At 69.1% G+C, this 17,892-nt stretch carries 17 protein-coding genes and 1 pseudogene; 6 read left to right on the forward strand and 12 right to left on the reverse strand.

Going from position 1 to position 17,892, the window contains the following annotated elements:
- Positions 1-25: 25 nt before the first annotated feature.
- The 6 genes and pseudogenes from mgt to QIT00_RS12335 all read left to right on the forward strand — a co-directional run bounded on the left by mgt (position 26) and on the right by QIT00_RS12335 (position 7,196).
- Positions 26-1,298 (forward strand): annotated as a pseudogene (gene mgt / locus QIT00_RS12310) (macrolide-inactivating glycosyltransferase).
- 196 nt (positions 1,299-1,494) lie between these two features.
- Positions 1,495-2,595 (forward strand): CDP-alcohol phosphatidyltransferase family protein, encoded by a 1,101-nt coding sequence (locus QIT00_RS12315; RefSeq protein ID WP_282535235.1) that lies wholly within the window; start codon positions 1,495-1,497, stop codon positions 2,593-2,595.
- A 321-nt stretch (positions 2,596-2,916) separates the two neighbouring features.
- Entirely contained in the window at positions 2,917-4,125 is a 1,209-nt protein-coding gene (locus tag QIT00_RS12320; protein ID WP_282535236.1) for a S8 family peptidase, read from the forward strand.
- 281 nt (positions 4,126-4,406) lie between these two features.
- Entirely contained in the window at positions 4,407-4,952 is a 546-nt protein-coding gene (locus QIT00_RS12325) for a DUF1697 domain-containing protein (protein WP_282535237.1), read from the forward strand.
- Positions 4,945-5,319, forward strand: coding sequence for a nuclear transport factor 2 family protein (locus QIT00_RS12330; protein ID WP_282535238.1), 375 nt, complete (start codon positions 4,945-4,947; stop codon positions 5,317-5,319). Before QIT00_RS12325 ends, QIT00_RS12330 begins: the two co-directional genes overlap by 8 nt.
- A 788-nt stretch (positions 5,320-6,107) precedes the next feature.
- Entirely contained in the window at positions 6,108-7,196 is a 1,089-nt protein-coding gene (locus QIT00_RS12335) for a glycosyltransferase family 2 protein (protein ID WP_282535239.1), read from the forward strand.
- Between the two features lie 111 nt (positions 7,197-7,307).
- Here QIT00_RS12335 and QIT00_RS12340 read toward each other — a convergent pair whose 3' ends face one another.
- The 12 genes from QIT00_RS12340 to QIT00_RS12390 all read right to left on the reverse strand — a co-directional run bounded on the left by QIT00_RS12340 (position 7,308) and on the right by QIT00_RS12390 (position 17,851).
- A complete protein-coding gene (locus tag QIT00_RS12340) occupies positions 7,308-8,114 on the reverse strand; it encodes a sirohydrochlorin chelatase (RefSeq protein ID WP_282535240.1) in 807 nt (268 codons plus the stop codon).
- 6 nt (positions 8,115-8,120) lie between these two features.
- Positions 8,121-9,041, reverse strand: coding sequence for an ABC transporter permease (locus QIT00_RS12345; RefSeq protein ID WP_282535241.1), 921 nt, complete (start codon positions 9,039-9,041; stop codon positions 8,121-8,123).
- Positions 9,028-9,816 carry an ABC transporter ATP-binding protein gene (locus tag QIT00_RS12350; protein ID WP_282535242.1) on the reverse strand — a complete coding sequence of 263 codons (789 nt, stop codon included), beginning with the start codon at positions 9,814-9,816 and terminating at the stop codon, positions 9,028-9,030. Before QIT00_RS12350 ends, QIT00_RS12345 begins: the two co-directional genes overlap by 14 nt.
- A gap of 36 nt (positions 9,817-9,852) precedes the next feature.
- Positions 9,853-10,938 (reverse strand): ABC transporter substrate-binding protein, encoded by a 1,086-nt coding sequence (locus QIT00_RS12355; protein ID WP_282535332.1) that lies wholly within the window; start codon positions 10,936-10,938, stop codon positions 9,853-9,855.
- 378 nt (positions 10,939-11,316) lie between these two features.
- Positions 11,317-12,699: a sulfate adenylyltransferase subunit 1 gene (locus QIT00_RS12360; protein ID WP_282535243.1), complete on the reverse strand. Its 1,383-nt coding sequence runs from the start codon at positions 12,697-12,699 to the stop codon at positions 11,317-11,319.
- Positions 12,700-13,638, reverse strand: coding sequence for a sulfate adenylyltransferase subunit CysD (gene cysD / locus QIT00_RS12365; RefSeq protein WP_282535244.1), 939 nt, complete (start codon positions 13,636-13,638; stop codon positions 12,700-12,702).
- A complete protein-coding gene (cysC, locus tag QIT00_RS12370; RefSeq protein ID WP_408909762.1) occupies positions 13,635-14,234 on the reverse strand; it encodes an adenylyl-sulfate kinase in 600 nt (199 codons plus the stop codon). The genes cysD and cysC overlap by 4 nt, the downstream gene beginning before the upstream one ends.
- Positions 14,231-14,944 carry a phosphoadenylyl-sulfate reductase gene (locus QIT00_RS12375; RefSeq protein ID WP_282535246.1) on the reverse strand — a complete coding sequence of 238 codons (714 nt, stop codon included), beginning with the start codon at positions 14,942-14,944 and terminating at the stop codon, positions 14,231-14,233. Before QIT00_RS12375 ends, cysC begins: the two co-directional genes overlap by 4 nt.
- A complete protein-coding gene (locus tag QIT00_RS12380) occupies positions 14,941-15,141 on the reverse strand; it encodes a hypothetical protein (RefSeq protein ID WP_282535247.1) in 201 nt (66 codons plus the stop codon). The genes QIT00_RS12375 and QIT00_RS12380 overlap by 4 nt, the downstream gene beginning before the upstream one ends.
- An 88-nt stretch (positions 15,142-15,229) precedes the next feature.
- Positions 15,230-16,927: a nitrite/sulfite reductase gene (locus QIT00_RS12385; RefSeq protein ID WP_282535248.1), complete on the reverse strand. Its 1,698-nt coding sequence runs from the start codon at positions 16,925-16,927 to the stop codon at positions 15,230-15,232.
- Between the two features lie 148 nt (positions 16,928-17,075).
- Positions 17,076-17,159, reverse strand: a complete 84-nt coding sequence (locus tag QIT00_RS38925; protein ID WP_408909764.1) for a putative leader peptide — start codon at positions 17,157-17,159, stop codon at positions 17,076-17,078.
- Between the two features lie 128 nt (positions 17,160-17,287).
- Positions 17,288-17,851 carry a GNAT family N-acetyltransferase gene (locus QIT00_RS12390; RefSeq protein ID WP_282535249.1) on the reverse strand — a complete coding sequence of 188 codons (564 nt, stop codon included), beginning with the start codon at positions 17,849-17,851 and terminating at the stop codon, positions 17,288-17,290.
- Positions 17,852-17,892: the final 41 nt, after the last annotated feature.

The raw sequence follows: 17,892 nt of genomic DNA on the forward strand, positions 1-17,892 counted from the left end.
GTGCGTGCTGCGGCAGGCAGAGCGACTGAGCGGCGCGAGACGCTCCGTCTTAAAAAGCTTGCACGAGACGTATCGTCTCGCGTACTGTCCTCGTCATGACCACTCCCCAGCGTGCCCATATCGCCATGTTCTCCATCGCCGCCCACGGACACGTCAACCCAAGCCTCGAAGTGATCCGCGAGCTCGTCGCCCGAGGGCACCGGGTCACGTACGCGATCCCGCACGCCTTCGAGGAGAAGGTGGCCGAGACCGGCGCGGAACCCGTCCTCTACGCCACGACCCTGCCCTCTCCGGACGACGACCCGGAGGCCTGGGGCACCACACTGATCGACAACATCGAGCCGTTCTTCAAGGACGCGGTCAACGCCCTGCCGCAGCTTGCCAAGGCCTACGAGGGTGACGAGCCCGACCTCGTCCTTTACGACATTACGTCCTACCCGGCGCGGATCCTCGCCCGCCGCTGGGGCGTCCCGGAGATCTCCCTCTCGCCGAACCTGGTGGCGTGGGAGGGGTACCACGAGGAGGTGGGGGAGCCGCTCTACCGGGACCTGAAGACGACCGAGCGCGGACAGGCGTACTTCGCGAACTTCGAGGCCTGGCTGCAGGAGAACGGCATCACCCAGGGCCACGACGCCTTCGCGGGTCGCCCGCCACGTTCCCTCGTACTGATCCCCAAGGCGCTGCAGCCGAACGCCGACCGGGTCGACGAGAGCGTGTACACCTTCGTCGGCGCGTGCCAAGGTGACCGGTCCGCGCAGGGTGAGTGGCAGCGTCCGGTCGAGGCCGAGAAGGTCGTACTGGTCTCGCTCGGTTCGTCGTTCACCAAGCAGCCGGCGTTCTACCGGGAGTGCGTCGAGGCGTTCGGTGACCTGCCGGGCTGGCATCTGGTGCTGCAGATCGGTCAGCACGTCGACGAGAGCGAGCTCGGCGAGATCCCGGCCAACGTCGAAGTGCACCGCTGGGTGCCGCAGCTGGCGATCCTGAAGAAGGCCGACGCGTTCGTCACTCACGCCGGAGCAGGCGGCAGCCAGGAAGGGCTGGCCACCGCGACGCCGATGGTGGCCGTGCCGCAGGCCGTCGACCAGCCAGGCAACGCCGAGATGCTGCAGGGGCTCGGCGTGGCCCGGCACATCCCGACCGAGGAGGCGACGGCGGACGTACTCCGTCGAGCGGTGCTCGAACTCGTCGAGGACCCCGAGGTGGCGCGCCGACTGCAGGTCATCCAGGAGCAGATGGCGACCGAGGGCGGGACCCGGCGGGCCGCCGACCTGATCGAGGCCGCGCTGCCTCAGCGGTAGCCGGTTGCGCTCGGGAGGGCCAGAGGCCTGGAGTGGTAACGCTCAGGTAACAGGCCTCTGGTCCACCAAGGGCATTGACTCGTCTGAAATCTACGACCCTTACCCCCGGGTAAAGGTTGTACGCATCGCTTCTTGTGCCTTGGGCGACGACCTTCTTAGCGTGAAGTGAATTCCACTCGAACGCCGGGAAGTTGACATGCGCCGAGACATACCGCCTCTCTCCGAGGTACGCCGCATCACCGAGAAGAAGCGCGACGCCTGGTGGACGGTGCTCCTTGTCGACCCGGTCGCGACGCCGCTGGTGCGGCAGACCGCGATGCGCACCCGGATCACCCCGAACCAGATCACCTGGGGCGCGTTCCTTCTCGGCCTCGTGTCCGCCGCGTGCTTCGCCATGGCCGACTGGCGCTGGATGATCGCGGGCGCCGTCGTCTACCATCTGAGCTTCATCCTCGACTGCATGGACGGCAAGGTCGCGCGCCTGACCGGTACCGGTTCGGTCTTCGGCGCCTGGCTCGACTTCGTCTTCGACCGCATCAGAGTCATGGTCTGCTCGATCGCCCTGATGGCGGGCCAGTATTCGCGGACCGGCGAGACCATCTACATCTGGCTCTCGCTCGTGATCATCGGTCTCGACACGCTTCGGTACATCAACTCCCTCGAGATCTTCAAGATCCGCCATTCCATGCGCAAGCAGATCAAGTCACGCATGCGCGAGGCCCGGCGGGCCGAGAACCAGGCGGAACTGGCCTTCATGGAAGACCTGTTGCGCGAAAACCCCGCGGCGGACATCGAGCAGGACCTGCAGGCGGCGCGCGGCGGTCTCGCGCAGCGCGCTGTGGGCGTGGGCGCTGACGGAGCGGAGAGGGCTGACGGAGCGGAGAGGGCTGACGGAGCCGAAGGGGCTGACGGAGTCGAAAGGGCTGACGGTGTCGCCGGGGCCGACGAGGCCGAGGGGGCATCGGCGGAGCCCTCCGCCGCATCCGCCACCGCGGCCAAGGCTCAAGTGGTCGACCTGCACCAGGAGTTCCGCCACCGCTTTCCGTGGTACCTGCGCTGCCGTTCGTATCTCCTGAGCAAGCGCATCCGTACACACCTGGTGAGTGGGATCGAGTTCCAGATGGGCGTCTTCATGATCGGCCCGCTCTTCGACGTGGTGATTCCGGCGACGATCATCTCCGGCGCGCTGCTGCTCGTCTTCGAACTCGCCATCATCTACAAGCTGTTGCTCTCCACTCGTGACTTCACGCGTACGATCGACAGCTTTGAGCAGCGAAAGCTCGCGGCCGCCGCCTGAGGTTTCCGATTCTGTGCGGTGATCTGACCTGATGGCTCCGGCTCTGTCCTGATTTTCAACTGACCTTTGCAGCCACTTGTTTCGGCCGGTCGGGAGGGTCTCAGGGATTTCCCTGAGGGGCGCTCTGCGTTATGCGCAGAGCGCCCTATTTGTTATTACGGAACCTTGTTGAACAAGTCACAGCTGTATGTAGGTATTGATCTGCGCGCGTCAATCCGCCAGGGTTTCGTCCCAACCCCCGGAGATCTTCCGGATCTACGGGCGTTGAGGCAGTAACGCTTACCCCCCACAACCCCCCACACCACGAGGAGACCCCTCTTCATGGCAACTCACAAGCGTGCTCGTTCCCTCAAGCTCACCGCGGCGATAGCCACCGCTGCAACCGCAGTGGGTGTCACCGTCTTCGCTACCTCCTTCGCCGGTGCCGCGCCGGTGGCCGAGGGTAAGATCTACGGTGCGAACGCCAAGGGCGCCGTGTCCGGCAGCTACATCGTCATGCTCGACGACAAGGCGAAGAAGAGCAGCAAGAAGGACCTCGCCAAGGAGTACGGCGGCACCCTCAAGCGCAACTACGACTCGGCCGTCAACGGCTTCTCCGCCTCCGGCCTTTCGGAGACCGAGGCCAAGCGGCTGGCCGCCGACCCGTCCGTGTCGAAGGTCGTGCAGAACAAGAAGTTCACGATCAACGCCACTCAGGACAATCCGCCGTCGTGGGGCCTGGACCGCATCGACCAGACCGACACCGAGGGCGACAAGAAGTACACGTACCCCGACGCCGCGGGTGAGGGCGTCACCGCGTACGTCATCGACACCGGTGTCCGCATCAGCCACAAGGACTTCGAGGGTCGCGCCGAGCACGGCTTCGACGCTGTCGACAACGACGACAGCGCCGACGACGGCAACGGTCACGGCACGCACGTCGCCGGCACCATCGCGGGCGCCTCCCACGGTGTCGCCAAGAAGGCCAAGATCGTCGCCGTCCGCGTTCTGGACGACAACGGCTCCGGCACCACCGAGGGCGTCGTCGCCGGTATCGACTGGGTCACCGAGAACCACAAGGGCCCGTCCGTCGCCAACATGAGCCTCGGCGGCGGCGCCGACGAGGCCCTCGACGAGGCCGTCCGCAAGTCCATCGCGGCCGGCGTCACCTACGGTGTCGCCGCGGGGAACGAGTCCTCGGACGCGGGTCAGGGCTCCCCGGCACGCGTGAAGGAGGCCATCACCGTCGCCTCCTCCACCAACACCGATGAGCAGTCGGACTTCTCCAACTTCGGTGAGGTCGTGGACATCTACGCTCCGGGCTCGGACATCACGTCCGCCTGGAACACCGGTGACGACGCCACCAACACCATCTCCGGTACGTCGATGGCGACCCCGCACGTCGTCGGTGCCGCCGCCGTCTACCTCGGCGGTCACCAGGACGCCACGCCGGAGCAGGTCGCCACGGCCCTGTCCGAGGGTGCCACCCCGGACAAGATCACCAACCCGAGCGAGGGCACGCCGAACAAGCTGCTCAAGGTCGTCGAGTAACACCTCCTCGATGTGCTGACAGCCCCTCGGCCGGCCGTACTTGTGGTGCCGGTCTGGCCGAGGGAGCCGAGGCGAATTCCGGCGCCCGGCTCGGGGATGACCTCCCGGACCGGCGTCGCGACCGAACCTCACAGTGCGGTGAAGTCTCCCGGGGCCTGCTTCCCCGGCCTCCGGGAGACTTCTCAGGACCGGCGGCCGTCGTGCCAACCCCCACGGGGCACGACGGCCGCCTTTCTGCGCGTGGTGCGCGACTCGTGGGCGTGCCTGTCTAGGGTGTGGCCATGACGATGTACGCGGCGCTGCTTCGTGGGATCAATGTGGGCGGCCACAAGAAGGTCCCGATGGCCGAACTCCGTTCTCTCCTCTCGGACATGGGCTTCGGGAGCGTCCGCACCCATCTGCAGAGCGGGAACGCCGTCTTCGACAGCGGCCACGGGGACGAGGACTCTCTCGCCACCGAGATCTCCACGGCGCTCGCGGAACACTTCGGATTCGCCGTCGACGTCCTGGTCCGCGACAGTGACTACTTGCAGGCCGTCATCGACGCCTGCCCTTTTCCCGCGGACAAGCTCGAACCGAAGCAGCTGCACGTCACCTACCTCTCCAAGCAGGTACGACCCGAACATCTTGCCTCCGTGGACCCCCTGGAGTTCGCGCCGGAGGACTACAAGCTCGGCGACCGGGCGCTGTACCTCTATGCGCCGGAGGGCCTCGGCCGCTCCAGGCTCGCCGTCGCGCTCGCACGGCCCGCGCTGCTGAAGGGCGTCATCGCCACCAGCCGGAACTGGAACACCGTCCTCAAACTCGCGGAGCTCACCCATGACTGAGACCTCGCCCGCCGTGGAGGCCGCGATCGAGGGTGAACTGCGCCTGCTCGCTCCCGAAGTGCGCCGCTCGCCCGAGCTGCTCGGCGCGCTTCTCCATCCCGAGTTCTCGGAGATCGGCGCATCCGGACGATGCTGGGACCGGGCAGGGATCACCGCCGCGCTCTCCGCGCAGGCCGAACCGGGGCACCGACCCATCACCACCTCCCGGATGCGTGGCGTCCAGCTTGCGGACGACCTGGTCCATCTGACCTTCGACACTGACGACAACGGGCGTACGGCGCACCGGAGTTCCCTGTGGCGGCTCACTCGAAAGGGTTGGCTCCTCTGGTTCCACCAGGCCACGCCGTTCGCCGGCAGTTCGGAGTAATTCGGGCTGACTCGCCCTGACTCCCATCGCGGTCGCACTCGGCGGCGCCCTGCCCTGCAGGGCATCTCCACCGCCCCGTGGGTGCGCACGTGCCGGAACCCTTCGGGACGTAGGAGAGGCGATGGATGGATCTCGACCGCCTCTGACCAGCTGAGCGTCCGAGTCGCTGGGTGCTTGTGTCTCCGGGGGTCCGTGCTGGCGTCGGCGGTGGGGTCCGCGGTGTCGTCGGCGGTGTCGTCGGCGGGCTGCCGAAGTCGCTTCAGCAGCCCGCCGACGAGTTATCCACAGGAATGGATGCTTCCGGATAGAGATCGTCGTTTCGGTCTAGCGTGGGCGATGCCCGGACGGGAGAGGCCGACGCACGGCCGTCCCGGCCATCGACGCGCGACATTCACGAAGCACGAAATTCCTTACGGGGGTGAGGAGATGCACGGGGGATTGCCGTTCATCGGCATCAGCACACTCGTCTACGGCCTGGTCGGGTTGGTCGCCTTGACGATCAGCGTCGTCCGGATGCGGATGGGAGAAGGGGAGGGGCCCGAAGCCCGGACGCGGACGGAACCGCCTTCCGGGGCAGCAGCACATACGCGCCCGCGCACGCCGAGCTGGGCGGAGCCCCGGGCCCGGTCCAGGTCTCGACGGAGGAGGTCGGCCTCCAGGGCGCGGCCCTACTCGACGCACCCTCGGCCCAGGCGCGACGACGCTGCCAACGCTCTGGCGGCCACGGGGGGAGAAACACGATGAGGACGCCGCCGACAAGCCAGACAACACCAACCGAACAGCCAGGCGTGACACTCTCCGGCCTGCCTCTGGGCGTCACCGTCGTAGTGCCCGCGCACAACGAGGAAGCCGGCCTGCCCGCAACCCTCGAATCGCTGGCCGCGCAGACCGTGCCACCGGAGCAGGTCATCGTGGTGGACGACGCCTCGGACGACCGCACAGGAGAGGTCGCCGCGGCGTACGGAGCGAGGGTCCTGCGACCACCCCAGAACCAGGGCAGCAAGGCCAAGGCACAGAACTACGCCCTGCCTTACTGCACAACGGAGTTGATCCTCGCCGTCGACGCGGACACGGTCCTCGCGCCCGACTACATCGAGCGCACCATCGGCGTCTTCGACGACCCCGACGTGGCGATCGCGGCCGGCAACGTCCAGACGCGGTTCACCCGCACCATCTGGGAGCGCGGCAGGTCCGTCGAGTATCTCTTCGGCTTCCACTGGCACCGGCCGATCCAGCACGCGGCGGGCAGCCCCATGGTGTGCTCCGGCTGCTGCTCGGTGTTCCGCTGGAGCGACCTGAGGGTCGCGGGCGGGTTCCCGGAACGCACCATCGTCGAGGACATGGACTTCACCTGGTCCCGGCAGATCGAGGGGCGCCGCGCGGTCTATGTGAGCGACGCCGTCGCCTGGGCCGCGGACCCTCAGACGCTCACGTATCTGCGCAAGCAGGTCTGGCGGTGGATGGCGGGTTTCTGTCAGAACGTCCGGCTGCACCTGCCGCGGCTGATGAAGGCGAAGCCGATGCTGGCGCTGTGGGTGCTGCTGGCTCTGGCCGAGATCATCACGGCTCCGCTGTGGCTGGCCACGCCGTTCCTGGTGGCCGCGTCGGATACGCAGTCGTTCGCCGAGGCCTTCGCCTGGTGGTTGGGCGCCGAGACGCTGCTCACGCTGCCACCGCTGGTCTACGCGGCGCGCAGACGACGGCTGTCACTGCTCGGGGTCCTGCGGAACGTGCCGTGTGTGTATGCGACGAAGGCGGTGAATCTGGTGTACGCGTGGAAGGCCCTCGTCGTCGAACTGATCCTGGTGCCCTTGAAGTTGGCGAAGGGACTCACGGTCTACGAGAAGGGGCGGCCCGCGCTGGCGGCGCCTGTCTGAGCCGCTCGCCGTCCAGGCCGCTCGCCGTCCGAGCCGACCGTCCGAGCCGACCGTCCGATCCGACCGTCCGATCCGACCCCGGCCGAGTGGAGGTCGCCCGCCCGAGTCCCCTCAGGCGGACATCGCCACCGCCACCGTGGAAGCCGACGCCGCCGTGTCGTACCGGGTCAGGAGCAGGCGCGCCAGCTCCGGTGCGGGGCCGAGGACATCGGCGAGGACATCCGCGCCGGCCTCGCGGGCGCCGCGGGCGATCCGGTCGGGCAGGAAGCCGGGCGCGATGACATACGGCGCGACCGCCACCCGGCGGACGCCCTCGGCACGGAGCTCGCGGACGGCGTCCTCGGTGCGGGGCAGAGATGCGGAGGCGAACGCAGGCCGCACGGCACACCAACCGGTGCGCCGCCACTCCCGCGCGATTTCTGCGATCACTGCGATCGCCTCCGGGTCCGTGGAGCCCGCCGAGGCCAGGACGACCCCGGTCGAGCTCTTGTCGCCGGGCTCCAGGCCCGCCTCGTACAGCCGCTGCTCCGACGCGTCGAGGAGCAGCGGGGAGGGGCCGAGTACGTCGGCCTGGCGTATCCGCAGCTGCGGCAGGCGGGTGGTCGCCTCGTGCAGGACGGCGGGGATGTCCGCCTTGGCGTGGAAGGCGCGGGTGAGCAGCAGCGGCAGGGCCACGACGTCATGTACTCCGTCGGCGGCGAGGCCTTCGAGGACCCCCGTCACCGAGGGGGCGTTGAAGTCCAGGAACCCGGTCTCCACCCGGAGATCCGGGCGCAGCGACCGGACGCGGCGCACGAGGGCGTGCACGGTCGCGGCGTGGCGCGGGTCCCGGCTGCCGTGCGCGATGACGAGCAGGACGGGCGCGGACCGGGCCTGTCCCGGGCGGACGGTGTGCGGCGGAAGGCTCAGGTGGCGCATGACGGTTCAGCTCCTGCCGAGGAGACCGCGGCTGCGCAGCACGCGGCGCTCCAGGGGACTGAAGACGAGCAGATCGATGGCGATGCCCACGATGAGGATGAGGAAGATGGCGAGGAACACCATGGACATGCTGCTGTTGGTGCGGCCGTTGTCGAGCAACTGGCCGAGGCCGATGCCGAGTTCGGGCGAGGACGCGATGATCTCCGCGGCCATGAGGGAGCGCCAGGAGAAGGCCCAGCCCTGCTTCAGGCCGGCCAGGTATCCGGGCAGCGCCGCCGGCATCACGATGTGCCAGGTGCCGCGGGCCCCGGTGGCGCCCAGGGTGCGGCCTGCCCGCAGGAACAGCGGCGGCACCTGGTCGACGCCGGCGACCAGCCCGTTGGCGATGGACGGGACGGCGCCGAGCAGGATCACCGCGTACATCATCGAGTCGTTCAGACCGAGCCAGAGCACCGCAGGCGGCACCCACGCCACCGACGGCAGGGACTGCAGGCCGGACAGGATCGGCCCGATCGCGGCGCGCACGAACCGTACGCGGGCGACGAGCAGGCCGAGCGGCGTACCGATGACGAGGGCGAGCAGGAAGCCGGAGACACCGCGCCAGAGGCTGGTCCAGATGTAGTCGAACAGCGTGCCCTGCAGCCAGGCCTGCCGGACCTCGAACCAGACGGCCGAGGGAGACGGCAGCTTGTAGGGGTCGATGATCTGCGCCCAGGTCAGGGCCTGCCAGATCACCAGAACCAGAGCGATCGCGAAGACGGGGGGAAGAACCTTCTTGCGGATGGTCTCGCCGCGCGGGGTTCGCTGGTCCACCGAGGTCTCCAGGGCGTCGAGCCCGGCCTCGAGGCCCGCGAGACCCGTCAGGCCCGCGGCGTCGTCCTGGTCCTTGGGCGCGGAGGTCCCGGTGGAGGTCTCAGTGCTGGCCATGGCGGCGGATCTCCCCACGGAGTTGTTCGGTGATCTCGAGGGACAGCTCCGCGACGGCGGAGTCCTCGATGCGGCGCGGCTGGGGAATGTCCACGGTCCACTCGCGGGCGATCCGCCCGGGGCGGGACGACAGCAGCACCACGCGCTGGGCGAGGCGGACGGCCTCGCGCACGTTGTGGGTCACGAAGAGTACGGAGAGGCCGGTCTCATGCCACAGCTGGGTCAGTTCGTCGTGCAGGACGTCACGGGTGATCGCGTCGAGTGCCGCGAACGGCTCGTCCATCAGGAGCAGTTGGCTGTCCTGGGCGAGCGCGCGAGCGAGGGCCACGCGCTGGCGCATGCCGCCGGACAGCTCGTGCACGCGCTTGCCGTAGGCGCCGCCGAGGCGGACCAGGCCGAGCAGACGCTCCGCCTCGTCGCGCCGCTCGCTCTTGGGCACGCCCCGCAGCCGCAGGGCGAGTTCGATGTTCTTGCCCGCGGTGAGCCAGGGGAACAGCGCGTGCTCCTGGAACATCAGGGCGGGGCGTCCGGACGTCTCGATGGACCCGGCGGTCGGGGCGTCGAGGCCCGCGACGAGGTTGAGCAGGGTGGACTTGCCGCAGCCCGAGGCCCCCAGGAGCGTGACGAACTCGCCCGGGGCGACATCGAGGCTGATGTCGTCGAGCACGAGCTGCTGCGCGCCGGGCCGGCCGAAGGACTTGGACACGTGCTGGATGCGTGCGGCGTGCGACACCGCCGTGCGGTCCTCGGCCTTGGTGAGGGTGCTGGTGGCCATGATCGTCACCTCCTGGGAACGGTCGGGTTGCGGTGGCTAGTCGGTGCCGAGGCCGGAGTCGTAGACGCCGGGCTGGCTCTCGTGCCGCAGCACCTGGTTGAGGAGCTTCAGGTCGTAGATGCCGCCCAGGTCGGGCTTCTTCAGCAGGCCGGCCTTGACCGCGTGCTGGGCCTGCGTGTCGAGGGTGGCCGCCAGTGGGTCGTCGGTGAACTCGATGGACTTCCAGGCGGGGTCGATGACCTTCGCGGGCAGCGCCTTGCCGGAGTCCCGCGCGAGGCGGTCGTTGGCCGCGGCCTTGGCGGCGTCCGAGTTCTTCGCGATCCACGCGTTGGTCTTGACGGTGCCGCGCAGGAAGGCCTCGACGACCTTCGGGTGCTCCTTGAGGAAGCTCTGGGACACGACGATGTTGGTGATCACGAACTGCTCGTCAGGCCACAGGTCCTTCTCGTCGAACAGTACCTTCGCGCCCTCGTCGACCAGCTTGGACGCGGTCGGCTCGGGCACCCAGGCGCCGTCGAAGGAGCCCGACCTGTACGCGTCCGGCATGATCTTGTTGTCGGTGCGGACGACGGACACGTCGCCCTTGCCGCTCTGCGCGTCGACCTTCCAGCCCTGCTCGGAGACCCAGTTCAGGAAGGCGACGTCCTGGGTGTTGCCCAGCTGGGGCGTGGCGATCGTCTTGCCCTTGACGTCGTCCTTGGACTGGATCTTGTCGGGGTTCACGACCAGCTTCACGCCGCCGGAAGCGGCCCCGGAGATGATGCGCAGCCCCTTGCCCGCCGACTTGGTGTAGCCGTTGATCGCCGGCGACGGGCCGATGAAGCCGATGTCGATCGACTTGGAGACCAGCGCCTCGATCTGCGCGGGCCCGGCGTTGAAGGTGGACGGCGTGATCTGCGTGCCGCCCAACTCCTTCTGCAGGATGCCCTTCTCCAGGCCGACGAGGGCCGTGCCGTGGGTGAGGTTCGGGAAGTAGCCGACCTTCACCTCGGAGAGGTCGTCGATCGGCTTGCCCTTGGCGACGTTCTGCGTGTCGTCCTTGGCCTGGGAGCCGTAGCCGCAGGAGGTGGCGGCGAAGGCCAGGAGCGGCAGGACGAGGGCCGCGGTGAGCGTACGCCGCAGCGTGCGGGAGCCCGGGGAATGGGCCTCGCGCGGGCGGTGACCTCGGTGCTCGGCCGGCGTGGCGGCGTCGGTCGGGCGGGTGGCAGGCACGGGAGGTGGTCCTCTCGTCGGCCCGGCCCTCACGTCCCCCGAGGAGAGGTGGGGGCGGAGTCCGGGAATTCGGCAGGTCTTCGTCGATGTGACGGGGCGTGTGACGGGGCGTGTGACGGGGAGTGCGACGGGACGTGTGGCGGGACATGCTGCGGGGCGCGCATGCGGTGCGCGTACGTCATCGCGCACATCGCGCACATCGCGCGACTCCGCCCGAGCCCGCGCCGAGGGCGCCGCTGCCGATGCGGCCGCCCTCCTTCGCGAACGTCGCGAACACATCGGTACGCATCAGAAGTCCCAGCCCTCGTCGTCCGCTTCGACGCTGGGCACCGTCTTCGAGGCGAACGAGTCACCCGCCATACCGGCGGCGAGTGTGGTGCCGTCGGCCGGGTCGATCAGCAGGAACGAGCCGGTGCGGCGGGAGTCCTCGTAGGAGTCGAGGGCGAGCGGCTCGGCGGTGCGCACGCGGACCTGGCCGATGTCGTTGGCGATGAGCTCGCCCGGCTCCGGGTGCTGGGACAGGTCGTCGAGGGTCAGCCGCGAGGGGATCTCCTTGACGATGGCCTTGACCGTGCGGGTGGTGTGCTTGAGCAGCACCCGCTGGCCGACCGCGAGGGGGGTGTCGGCCACGTGGCAGACGGTCGCCTCGATGTCCTGGCTGGTGGCCGGGGCGTCCCCGGACGGCACGAGCAGGTCGCCGCGGGAGATGTCGATGTCGTCCTCGAGGATCAGCGTCACCGACTGCGGCGTCCAGGCCACGTCGACGCTGGTGCCGAGCAGGTCGATCCCGGTGATCTTCGAGCTGCGGCCCGAGGGCAGGACGGTGACGGACTCGCCGACGCGGAACGTGCCGGCGGCGATCTGGCCGGCGTAGCCGCGGTAGTCGGGGTGGTCGGCGGTCTGCGGCCGGATCACGTACTGGACGGGGAACCGCGCATGGCAGGTCGCCAGGTCGTGGCTGACCGGAACGGTCTCCAGGTGTTCGAGGACCGTCGGGCCGCCGTACCAGTCCATGTTCGCGGACGGCTCCACCACGTTGTCACCGGCGAGCGCGGAGATCGGGACGGCGGTGATCTCCGGGACGCCCAACTCGGAGGCGTAGGTGGTGAATTCCTCGGCGATCTCGGCGAAGACGGGCTCGGCGTAGTCGACGAGGTCCATCTTGTTGACCGCGAGCACCACGTGCGGCACCCGAAGGAGCGCGGCCAGGGCGGCGTGCCGGCGGGTCTGCTCGACGACACCGTTGCGGGCGTCGACGAGGATCACGGTCAGCTCGGCGGTGGAGGCGCCGGTGACCATGTTCCGCGTGTACTGCACGTGCCCGGGGGTGTCGGCGAGGATGAACCGGCGCCGCGGCGTGGCGAAGTAGCGGTAGGCGACGTCGATCGTGATGCCCTGCTCCCGCTCGGCGCGCAGGCCGTCGGTGAGCAGCGCAAGGTCGGGCTCGGCGGCACCGCGGTTGCGGGAGGCCAGCTCGACGGCCTCCAGCTGGTCGGTGAGGACCGACTTGGAGTCGTGAAGGAGGCGTCCGACGAGGGTGGACTTGCCGTCGTCGACGGAACCGGCCGTCGCGAAGCGCAGCAGGGTCGTCGCCGACAGATCGGCCAGTCCGGCCAACTGTGCCGCGTCGGCCGTGTCGGCGGGGCCGGCGTTTTCGGCGTGCGTGCTCATTTAGAAGTACCCCTCGCGCTTGCGGTCTTCCATCGCGGCCTCGGACATCTTGTCGTCGGCGCGGGTGGCGCCCCGCTCGGTGAGCCGGGACGCGGCGATCTCGGTGATCACGGCCTGCAGGGTGTCGGCGTCGGAGTCGACGGCGCCGGTGCAGGACATGTCGCCGACCGTGCGGTAGCGCACCTGGCGCTTCTCGACCGGCTCGTCCTCGCGCGGCCCGCCCCACTCGCCGGCGGTCAGCCACATCCCCGACCGGGAGAACACCTCACGCTCGTGCGCGAAGTAGATCTGCGGCAGCTCGATGTCCTCGCGGGCGATGTACTGCCACACGTCCAGCTCGGTCCAGTTGGACAGCGGGAAGACGCGGACGTGCTCGCCGGGGGCGTGCCGGCCGTTGTAGAGCTGCCACAGCTCGGGGCGCTGGCGGCGCGGGTCCCACTGCGAGAACTCGTCGCGCAGGGAGAACACCCGCTCCTTCGCGCGGGCCTTCTCCTCGTCGCGGCGGCCGCCGCCGAACACCGCGTCGAAGCGGTGCTGCTGGATGGCCTCGGTCAGCGGCACGGTCTGCAGCGGGTTGCGGGTGCCGTCGGGGCGCTCGCGCAGCTTGCCCGCGTCGATGTACTCCTGCACGGAGGCGACGTGCAGCCGAAGGCCGTGCTCGGCCACCACACGGTCGCGGTAGTCGAGGACCTCGGGGAAGTTGTGCCCGGTGTCCACGTGCAGCAGCGAGAAGGGGATCGCCGCGGGGGCGAACGCCTTCAGGGCCAGGTGCAGCATGACGATGGAGTCCTTGCCGCCGGAGAAAAGGATCACCGGCCGCTCGAACTCACCCGCCACCTCACGGAAGATGTGCACGGCCTCGGACTCCAGGGCGTCCAAGTGGCTGAGCGCGTAAGGGCTGTCGGTCTCCTCCGACAGCAAGGGCGCGGTGGTCGTCATGCCAGACCCCTTTCCGTGAGCAGCGCATGCAGCGCCGCCGCTGACTCCTGCACGGTCTGCTGGTGCGACTCGATCCGCAGATCCGGCGAATCGGGCTCTTCGTACGGGTCGTCGACACCCGTCAGGCCGGTCATCTCACCGGCTGCCTGCTTGGCGTACAGCCCCTTCACGTCCCGCTCCGAGCACACCTCGACAGGCGTGGCGACATGCACCTCGACATACGCGGTGCCCTCGCCCTGGTGGCGCTTGCGCACCGCCTCGCGGCTGTCGGAGTACGGGGCGATGACCGGCACGAGGGCCTTCACACCGTTGGCGGCGAGCAGTTCGGCGACGAAGCCGATGCGCTGCACATTGGTGTGCCGGTCCTCGCGGCTGAAGCCGAGACCCGCGGAGAGGAACTCGCGGATCTCGTCGCCGTCGAGCACCTCGACGGCGTGGCCTTCACTGCGCAGACGGCCCGCCAACTCGTGGGCGATGGTGGTCTTTCCGGCGCTCGGCAGACCGGTGAGCCAGATGGTGGCCCCGGTCGTGGCGGGCGCGGCGGTGGCAGCGGAGGCTGCGCCGGCGGTCACGTGTGTCTCCTGGTTGTCGGTCATCCGTGCAGCCCGCATTCCGTCTTGTTGCGGCCGGCCCAGCGGCCGGAGCGGGCGTCCTCGCCCTCCGCCACCCGGCGGGTGCAGGGCGCGCAGCCGATGGACGGATAGCCGTCCATGAGCAGCGGGTTGGTGAGTACGCCGTGTTCGGCCACGTAGGCGTCCACGTCGTCCTGGGTCCAGCGGGCGATCGGCGCGATCTTGACCTTCCGGCGCTTCTCGTCCCAGCCGACGACCGGCGTGTTCGCGCGGGTCGGCGATTCGTCCCGGCGAAGCCCGGTGGCCCAGGCGTCGTACGCGGCCAGGCCCTCTTCGAGGGGCTTGACCTTGCGCAGCGCGCAGCACAGGTCGGGGTCGCGGTCGTGCAGCTTCGGCCCGTACTCCGCGTCCTGTTCGGCGACGGTCTGGCGGGGCGTCAGGGTGATCAGGTTGACGTCGAGGACCGCGTCCACGGCGTCGGCGGTGCCGATGGTCTCGGGGAAGTGGTAGCCGGTGTCGAGGAACACCACGTCCACGCCGGGCATGGCGCGCGAGGCCAGGTGGGCGACGACCGCGTCCTCCATCGACGAGGTCACGCAGAAACGCTTGCCGAAGGTGTGCGCGGCCCACCCGAGGATCTCCAGGGGGGAGGCCTCCTCCAGTTCACGACCGGCCCGCTCGGCGAGCTCCTTGAGTTCGTCGGCGGTACGTCCCTGAGCCTGAGCAGTCGTCATATCTCGTCCCCTCCACCGTCGTTGTGCGTGAGACCACCGTCGTTGTGCGTGAGACCCCGGGTGAGCAACCCGAGGAACTTCAGTTGGAAGGCCCGGTTGCAGGCCGCGCACTCCCACGCGCCGTGGCCGGACTCGTGGGGGCGCAGATCCTCGTCACCGCAGTACGGGCAGTAGAACGGCGCGGCGCGCTCGCTCACGGTGCCTCCTTGTTCGCTTCTCCGCCCACGCGGCGCAGAGGTGCGGGCTTCGTCGCCGTGTGCGGGCTGGCGGCCGCGTGCGCGTCGCTCACTTGAGAGCCTCCTCGGGGGCGCGCGCCGTCCAAGTGGCGAACCGCTCGCCCTCCTCGCGCTCCGACTGGAAGCGCTTGACGACGCGCTCGATGTAGTCGGGCAGCTCGTCGGCGGTCACCTTCAGGCCGCGGACCTTGCGGCCGAACCCGGCCTCAAGGCCGAGCGCGCCGCCGAGGTGCACCTGGTAGCCCTCGACCTGCTCGCCCTGGTCGTTGAGCATGAGCTGGCCCTTGAGGCCGATGTCGGCGACCTGGATACGGGCGCAGGCGTTGGGGCAGCCGTTGATGTTGATGGTGATCGGCTCGTCGAAGTCCGGCACGCGGCGCTCCAGTTCGTCGATGAGCGAGGCGCCACGGGCCTTGGTCTCGACGATGGCGAGCTTGCAGAACTCGATGCCGGTGCAGGCCATGGTGCCGCGCCGGAACGCCGACGGGCGCACGGTCAGATCGAGCGCTTCGAGCGCCTCGGTCAACGGCTCGACCTGCACCTCGTCCACGTCGAGCACGATCATCTTCTGCTCGACGGTGGTGCGCAGGCGGCCCGAGCCGTGGGCCTCGGCGATCTCCGCGATCTTGGTGAGCGTCGCGCCGTCGACCCGGCCGACGCGCGGCGCGAAGCCGACGTAGAACTTGCCGTCCTGCTGGCGGTGCACGCCGACGTGGTCGCGCCACTTGGCCACGGGCTGGGCGGGCGCGGGGCCGTCGACCAGCTCGCGCTTCAGGTACTCGTCCTCCAAGACCTGGCGGAACTTCTCCGTGCCCCAGTCGGCGAGCAGGAACTTCAGGCGGGCGCGGGTGCGCAGGCGGCGGTAGCCGTAGTCACGGAAGATCGAGATGACGCCCTCGAAGACCTCCGGGACCTCGTCGAGCGGCACCCAGGCGTCGAGGCGCTGGCCGATCTTCGGGTTGGTGGAGAGTCCGCCACCCACCCAGAGGTCGAACCCGGGCCCGTGCTCGGGGTGTTCGACGCCGACGAAGGCGACGTCGTTGATCTCGTGCGCCACGTCCAGGAGCGGCGAGCCGGAGATCGCGGACTTGAACTTGCGCGGCAGGTTGGAGAAGGCCGGGTTGCCGATGACGCGGCGGTGGATCTCCTCCATGGCGGACGTGCCGTCGATGATCTCGTCCTCGGCGATCCCGGCGACGGGCGAGCCGATGATGACGCGCGGGGTGTCACCGCAGGCCTCGGTGGTGGACAGGCCGACCTCTTCTAGGCGCCGCCAGATCTCCGGCACGTCCTCGATGCGGATCCAGTGGTACTGGACGTTCTGCCGGTCGGTGATGTCGGCGGTGCCGCGGGCGAACTCCTCGGAGATCTCGCCGATCACCCGCAGCTGCTGGGTGGTGAGGCGGCCGCCGTCGATGCGCACGCGCAGCATGAAGTACTTGTCGTCCAGCTCCTCCGGCTCCAGGACCGCGGTCTTGCCGCCGTCGATCCCGGGCTTGCGCTGGGTGTAGAGGCCCCACCAGCGCATCCGGCCGCGCAGGTCCTGGGGGTCGATCGAGTCGAAACCACGCTTGGAGTAGATCGTCTCAATGCGTGTCCGCACATTGAGACCGTCGTCGTCCTTCTTGAACTGCTCGTTGCCGTTGAGCGGGGTGAAGTGCCCCACGGCCCACTGGCCCTCACCACGGTGACGGCTCGCCTTGCGTCGGGGCGCTGCTGAGACGGGCTTCTCAGGGGTTGCGGCCATGGTTGCTACGTCCTTCGGGACTACGGGAAAGCGGCTCTGACCAGCGCATACGGGCATGAGGGCGGTGCATTTCGACAGCTGCGCGCGCCCTTGCGCGTAAGGGGTGGTGTCAGATCAGGAAAAGGGAATGCGGCGTTGTGCTGAGAGGTCAGCGCGCCAGACAGATCGCGCTGGACATGCGGCCGAGGTCGACGTGGCGCCGACTCACCAAGGCAATTCCAGCTCGAGACATGACGGAAGCGTTGCATGGGCCTTTAGACTCAGTCCAGCTCTGTCCGTAGTTTGGACGAGATCGTCTCACATTACGAACGCTGTGGCCTGGGTCACTCGGCGACCTGCACGAGTGGTCGGGGACGGGGATCAGGCGCCCGGCCACGGACCCGGTGCCTCGACGGCCGGTTCCTCTTCGACCTTCGTGTCGAAGAGCCGGAAGCCGCGCCGCTGATAGTTGGCCATCGCGTGCTCGCCGTCCTCGCTGCAGGTGTGCAGCCAGACCCGCTTCGTCGCCGGAAGCTCCGGCCAGCGCTCGGCGAGGTCCCAGGCGCGGGCGGTCGCGTACGAGAGCAGATGGCCGCCGATGCGGCGGCCGCGGAAGGCCGGGACGAGACCGAAGTAGACGATCTCCACGGACCCCTCGTCCTGGGCCTGCAACTCCACGTACCCGGCGGGCGTCCCCTTGTCGTACGCGACCCAGGTCTCGGTGCCGGAGCGGTCGAGCTGCTCGCGCCACTGCGCGTAGCTGAGGGAGAGCCGGTCGGTCCAGCGGATGTCGCCGCCGACCGCGGTGTAGAGGAAGCGGCTGAACTCCGGCGACGGCACCTCGGCGCGCACGATGCGCAGGTCGCCCTCCGGCGCGGCGGCCGGGACGAGGTCGTCGGGGGAGGTCTGTTCCAGGGACCAGGTGGTCACGGTGATGGTGCTCATGGGCTCAGGGAACCATGGGCGCGCCTGCCTGCCAACGGCCG

It is taken from the genome of Streptomyces luteolus (assembly GCF_029968015.1).
Classification (GTDB): domain Bacteria; phylum Actinomycetota; class Actinomycetes; order Streptomycetales; family Streptomycetaceae; genus Streptomyces; species Streptomyces luteolus.

Coding starts and splice junctions, on each gene's coding strand:
- QIT00_RS12315 (WP_282535235.1), top strand. CDS start 1,495: ATGCGCCGAGACATACCGCCTCTCTCCGAGGTACGCCGCATCACCGAG.
- QIT00_RS12320 (WP_282535236.1), top strand. CDS start 2,917: ATGGCAACTCACAAGCGTGCTCGTTCCCTCAAGCTCACCGCGGCGATA.
- QIT00_RS12325 (WP_282535237.1), top strand. CDS start 4,407: ATGACGATGTACGCGGCGCTGCTTCGTGGGATCAATGTGGGCGGCCAC.
- QIT00_RS12330 (WP_282535238.1), top strand. CDS start 4,945: ATGACTGAGACCTCGCCCGCCGTGGAGGCCGCGATCGAGGGTGAACTG.
- QIT00_RS12340 (WP_282535240.1), bottom strand. CDS start 8,114: ATGCGCCACCTGAGCCTTCCGCCGCACACCGTCCGCCCGGGACAGGCC.
- QIT00_RS12345 (WP_282535241.1), bottom strand. CDS start 9,041: ATGGCCAGCACTGAGACCTCCACCGGGACCTCCGCGCCCAAGGACCAG.
- QIT00_RS12350 (WP_282535242.1), bottom strand. CDS start 9,816: ATGGCCACCAGCACCCTCACCAAGGCCGAGGACCGCACGGCGGTGTCG.
- QIT00_RS12360 (WP_282535243.1), bottom strand. CDS start 12,699: ATGAGCACGCACGCCGAAAACGCCGGCCCCGCCGACACGGCCGACGCG.
- cysD (WP_282535244.1), bottom strand. CDS start 13,638: ATGACGACCACCGCGCCCTTGCTGTCGGAGGAGACCGACAGCCCTTAC.
- cysC (WP_408909762.1), bottom strand. CDS start 14,234: ATGACCGACAACCAGGAGACACACGTGACCGCCGGCGCAGCCTCCGCT.
- QIT00_RS12375 (WP_282535246.1), bottom strand. CDS start 14,944: ATGACGACTGCTCAGGCTCAGGGACGTACCGCCGACGAACTCAAGGAG.
- QIT00_RS12385 (WP_282535248.1), bottom strand. CDS start 16,927: ATGGCCGCAACCCCTGAGAAGCCCGTCTCAGCAGCGCCCCGACGCAAG.
- QIT00_RS38925 (WP_408909764.1), bottom strand. CDS start 17,159: ATGTCTCGAGCTGGAATTGCCTTGGTGAGTCGGCGCCACGTCGACCTC.
- QIT00_RS12390 (WP_282535249.1), bottom strand. CDS start 17,851: ATGAGCACCATCACCGTGACCACCTGGTCCCTGGAACAGACCTCCCCC.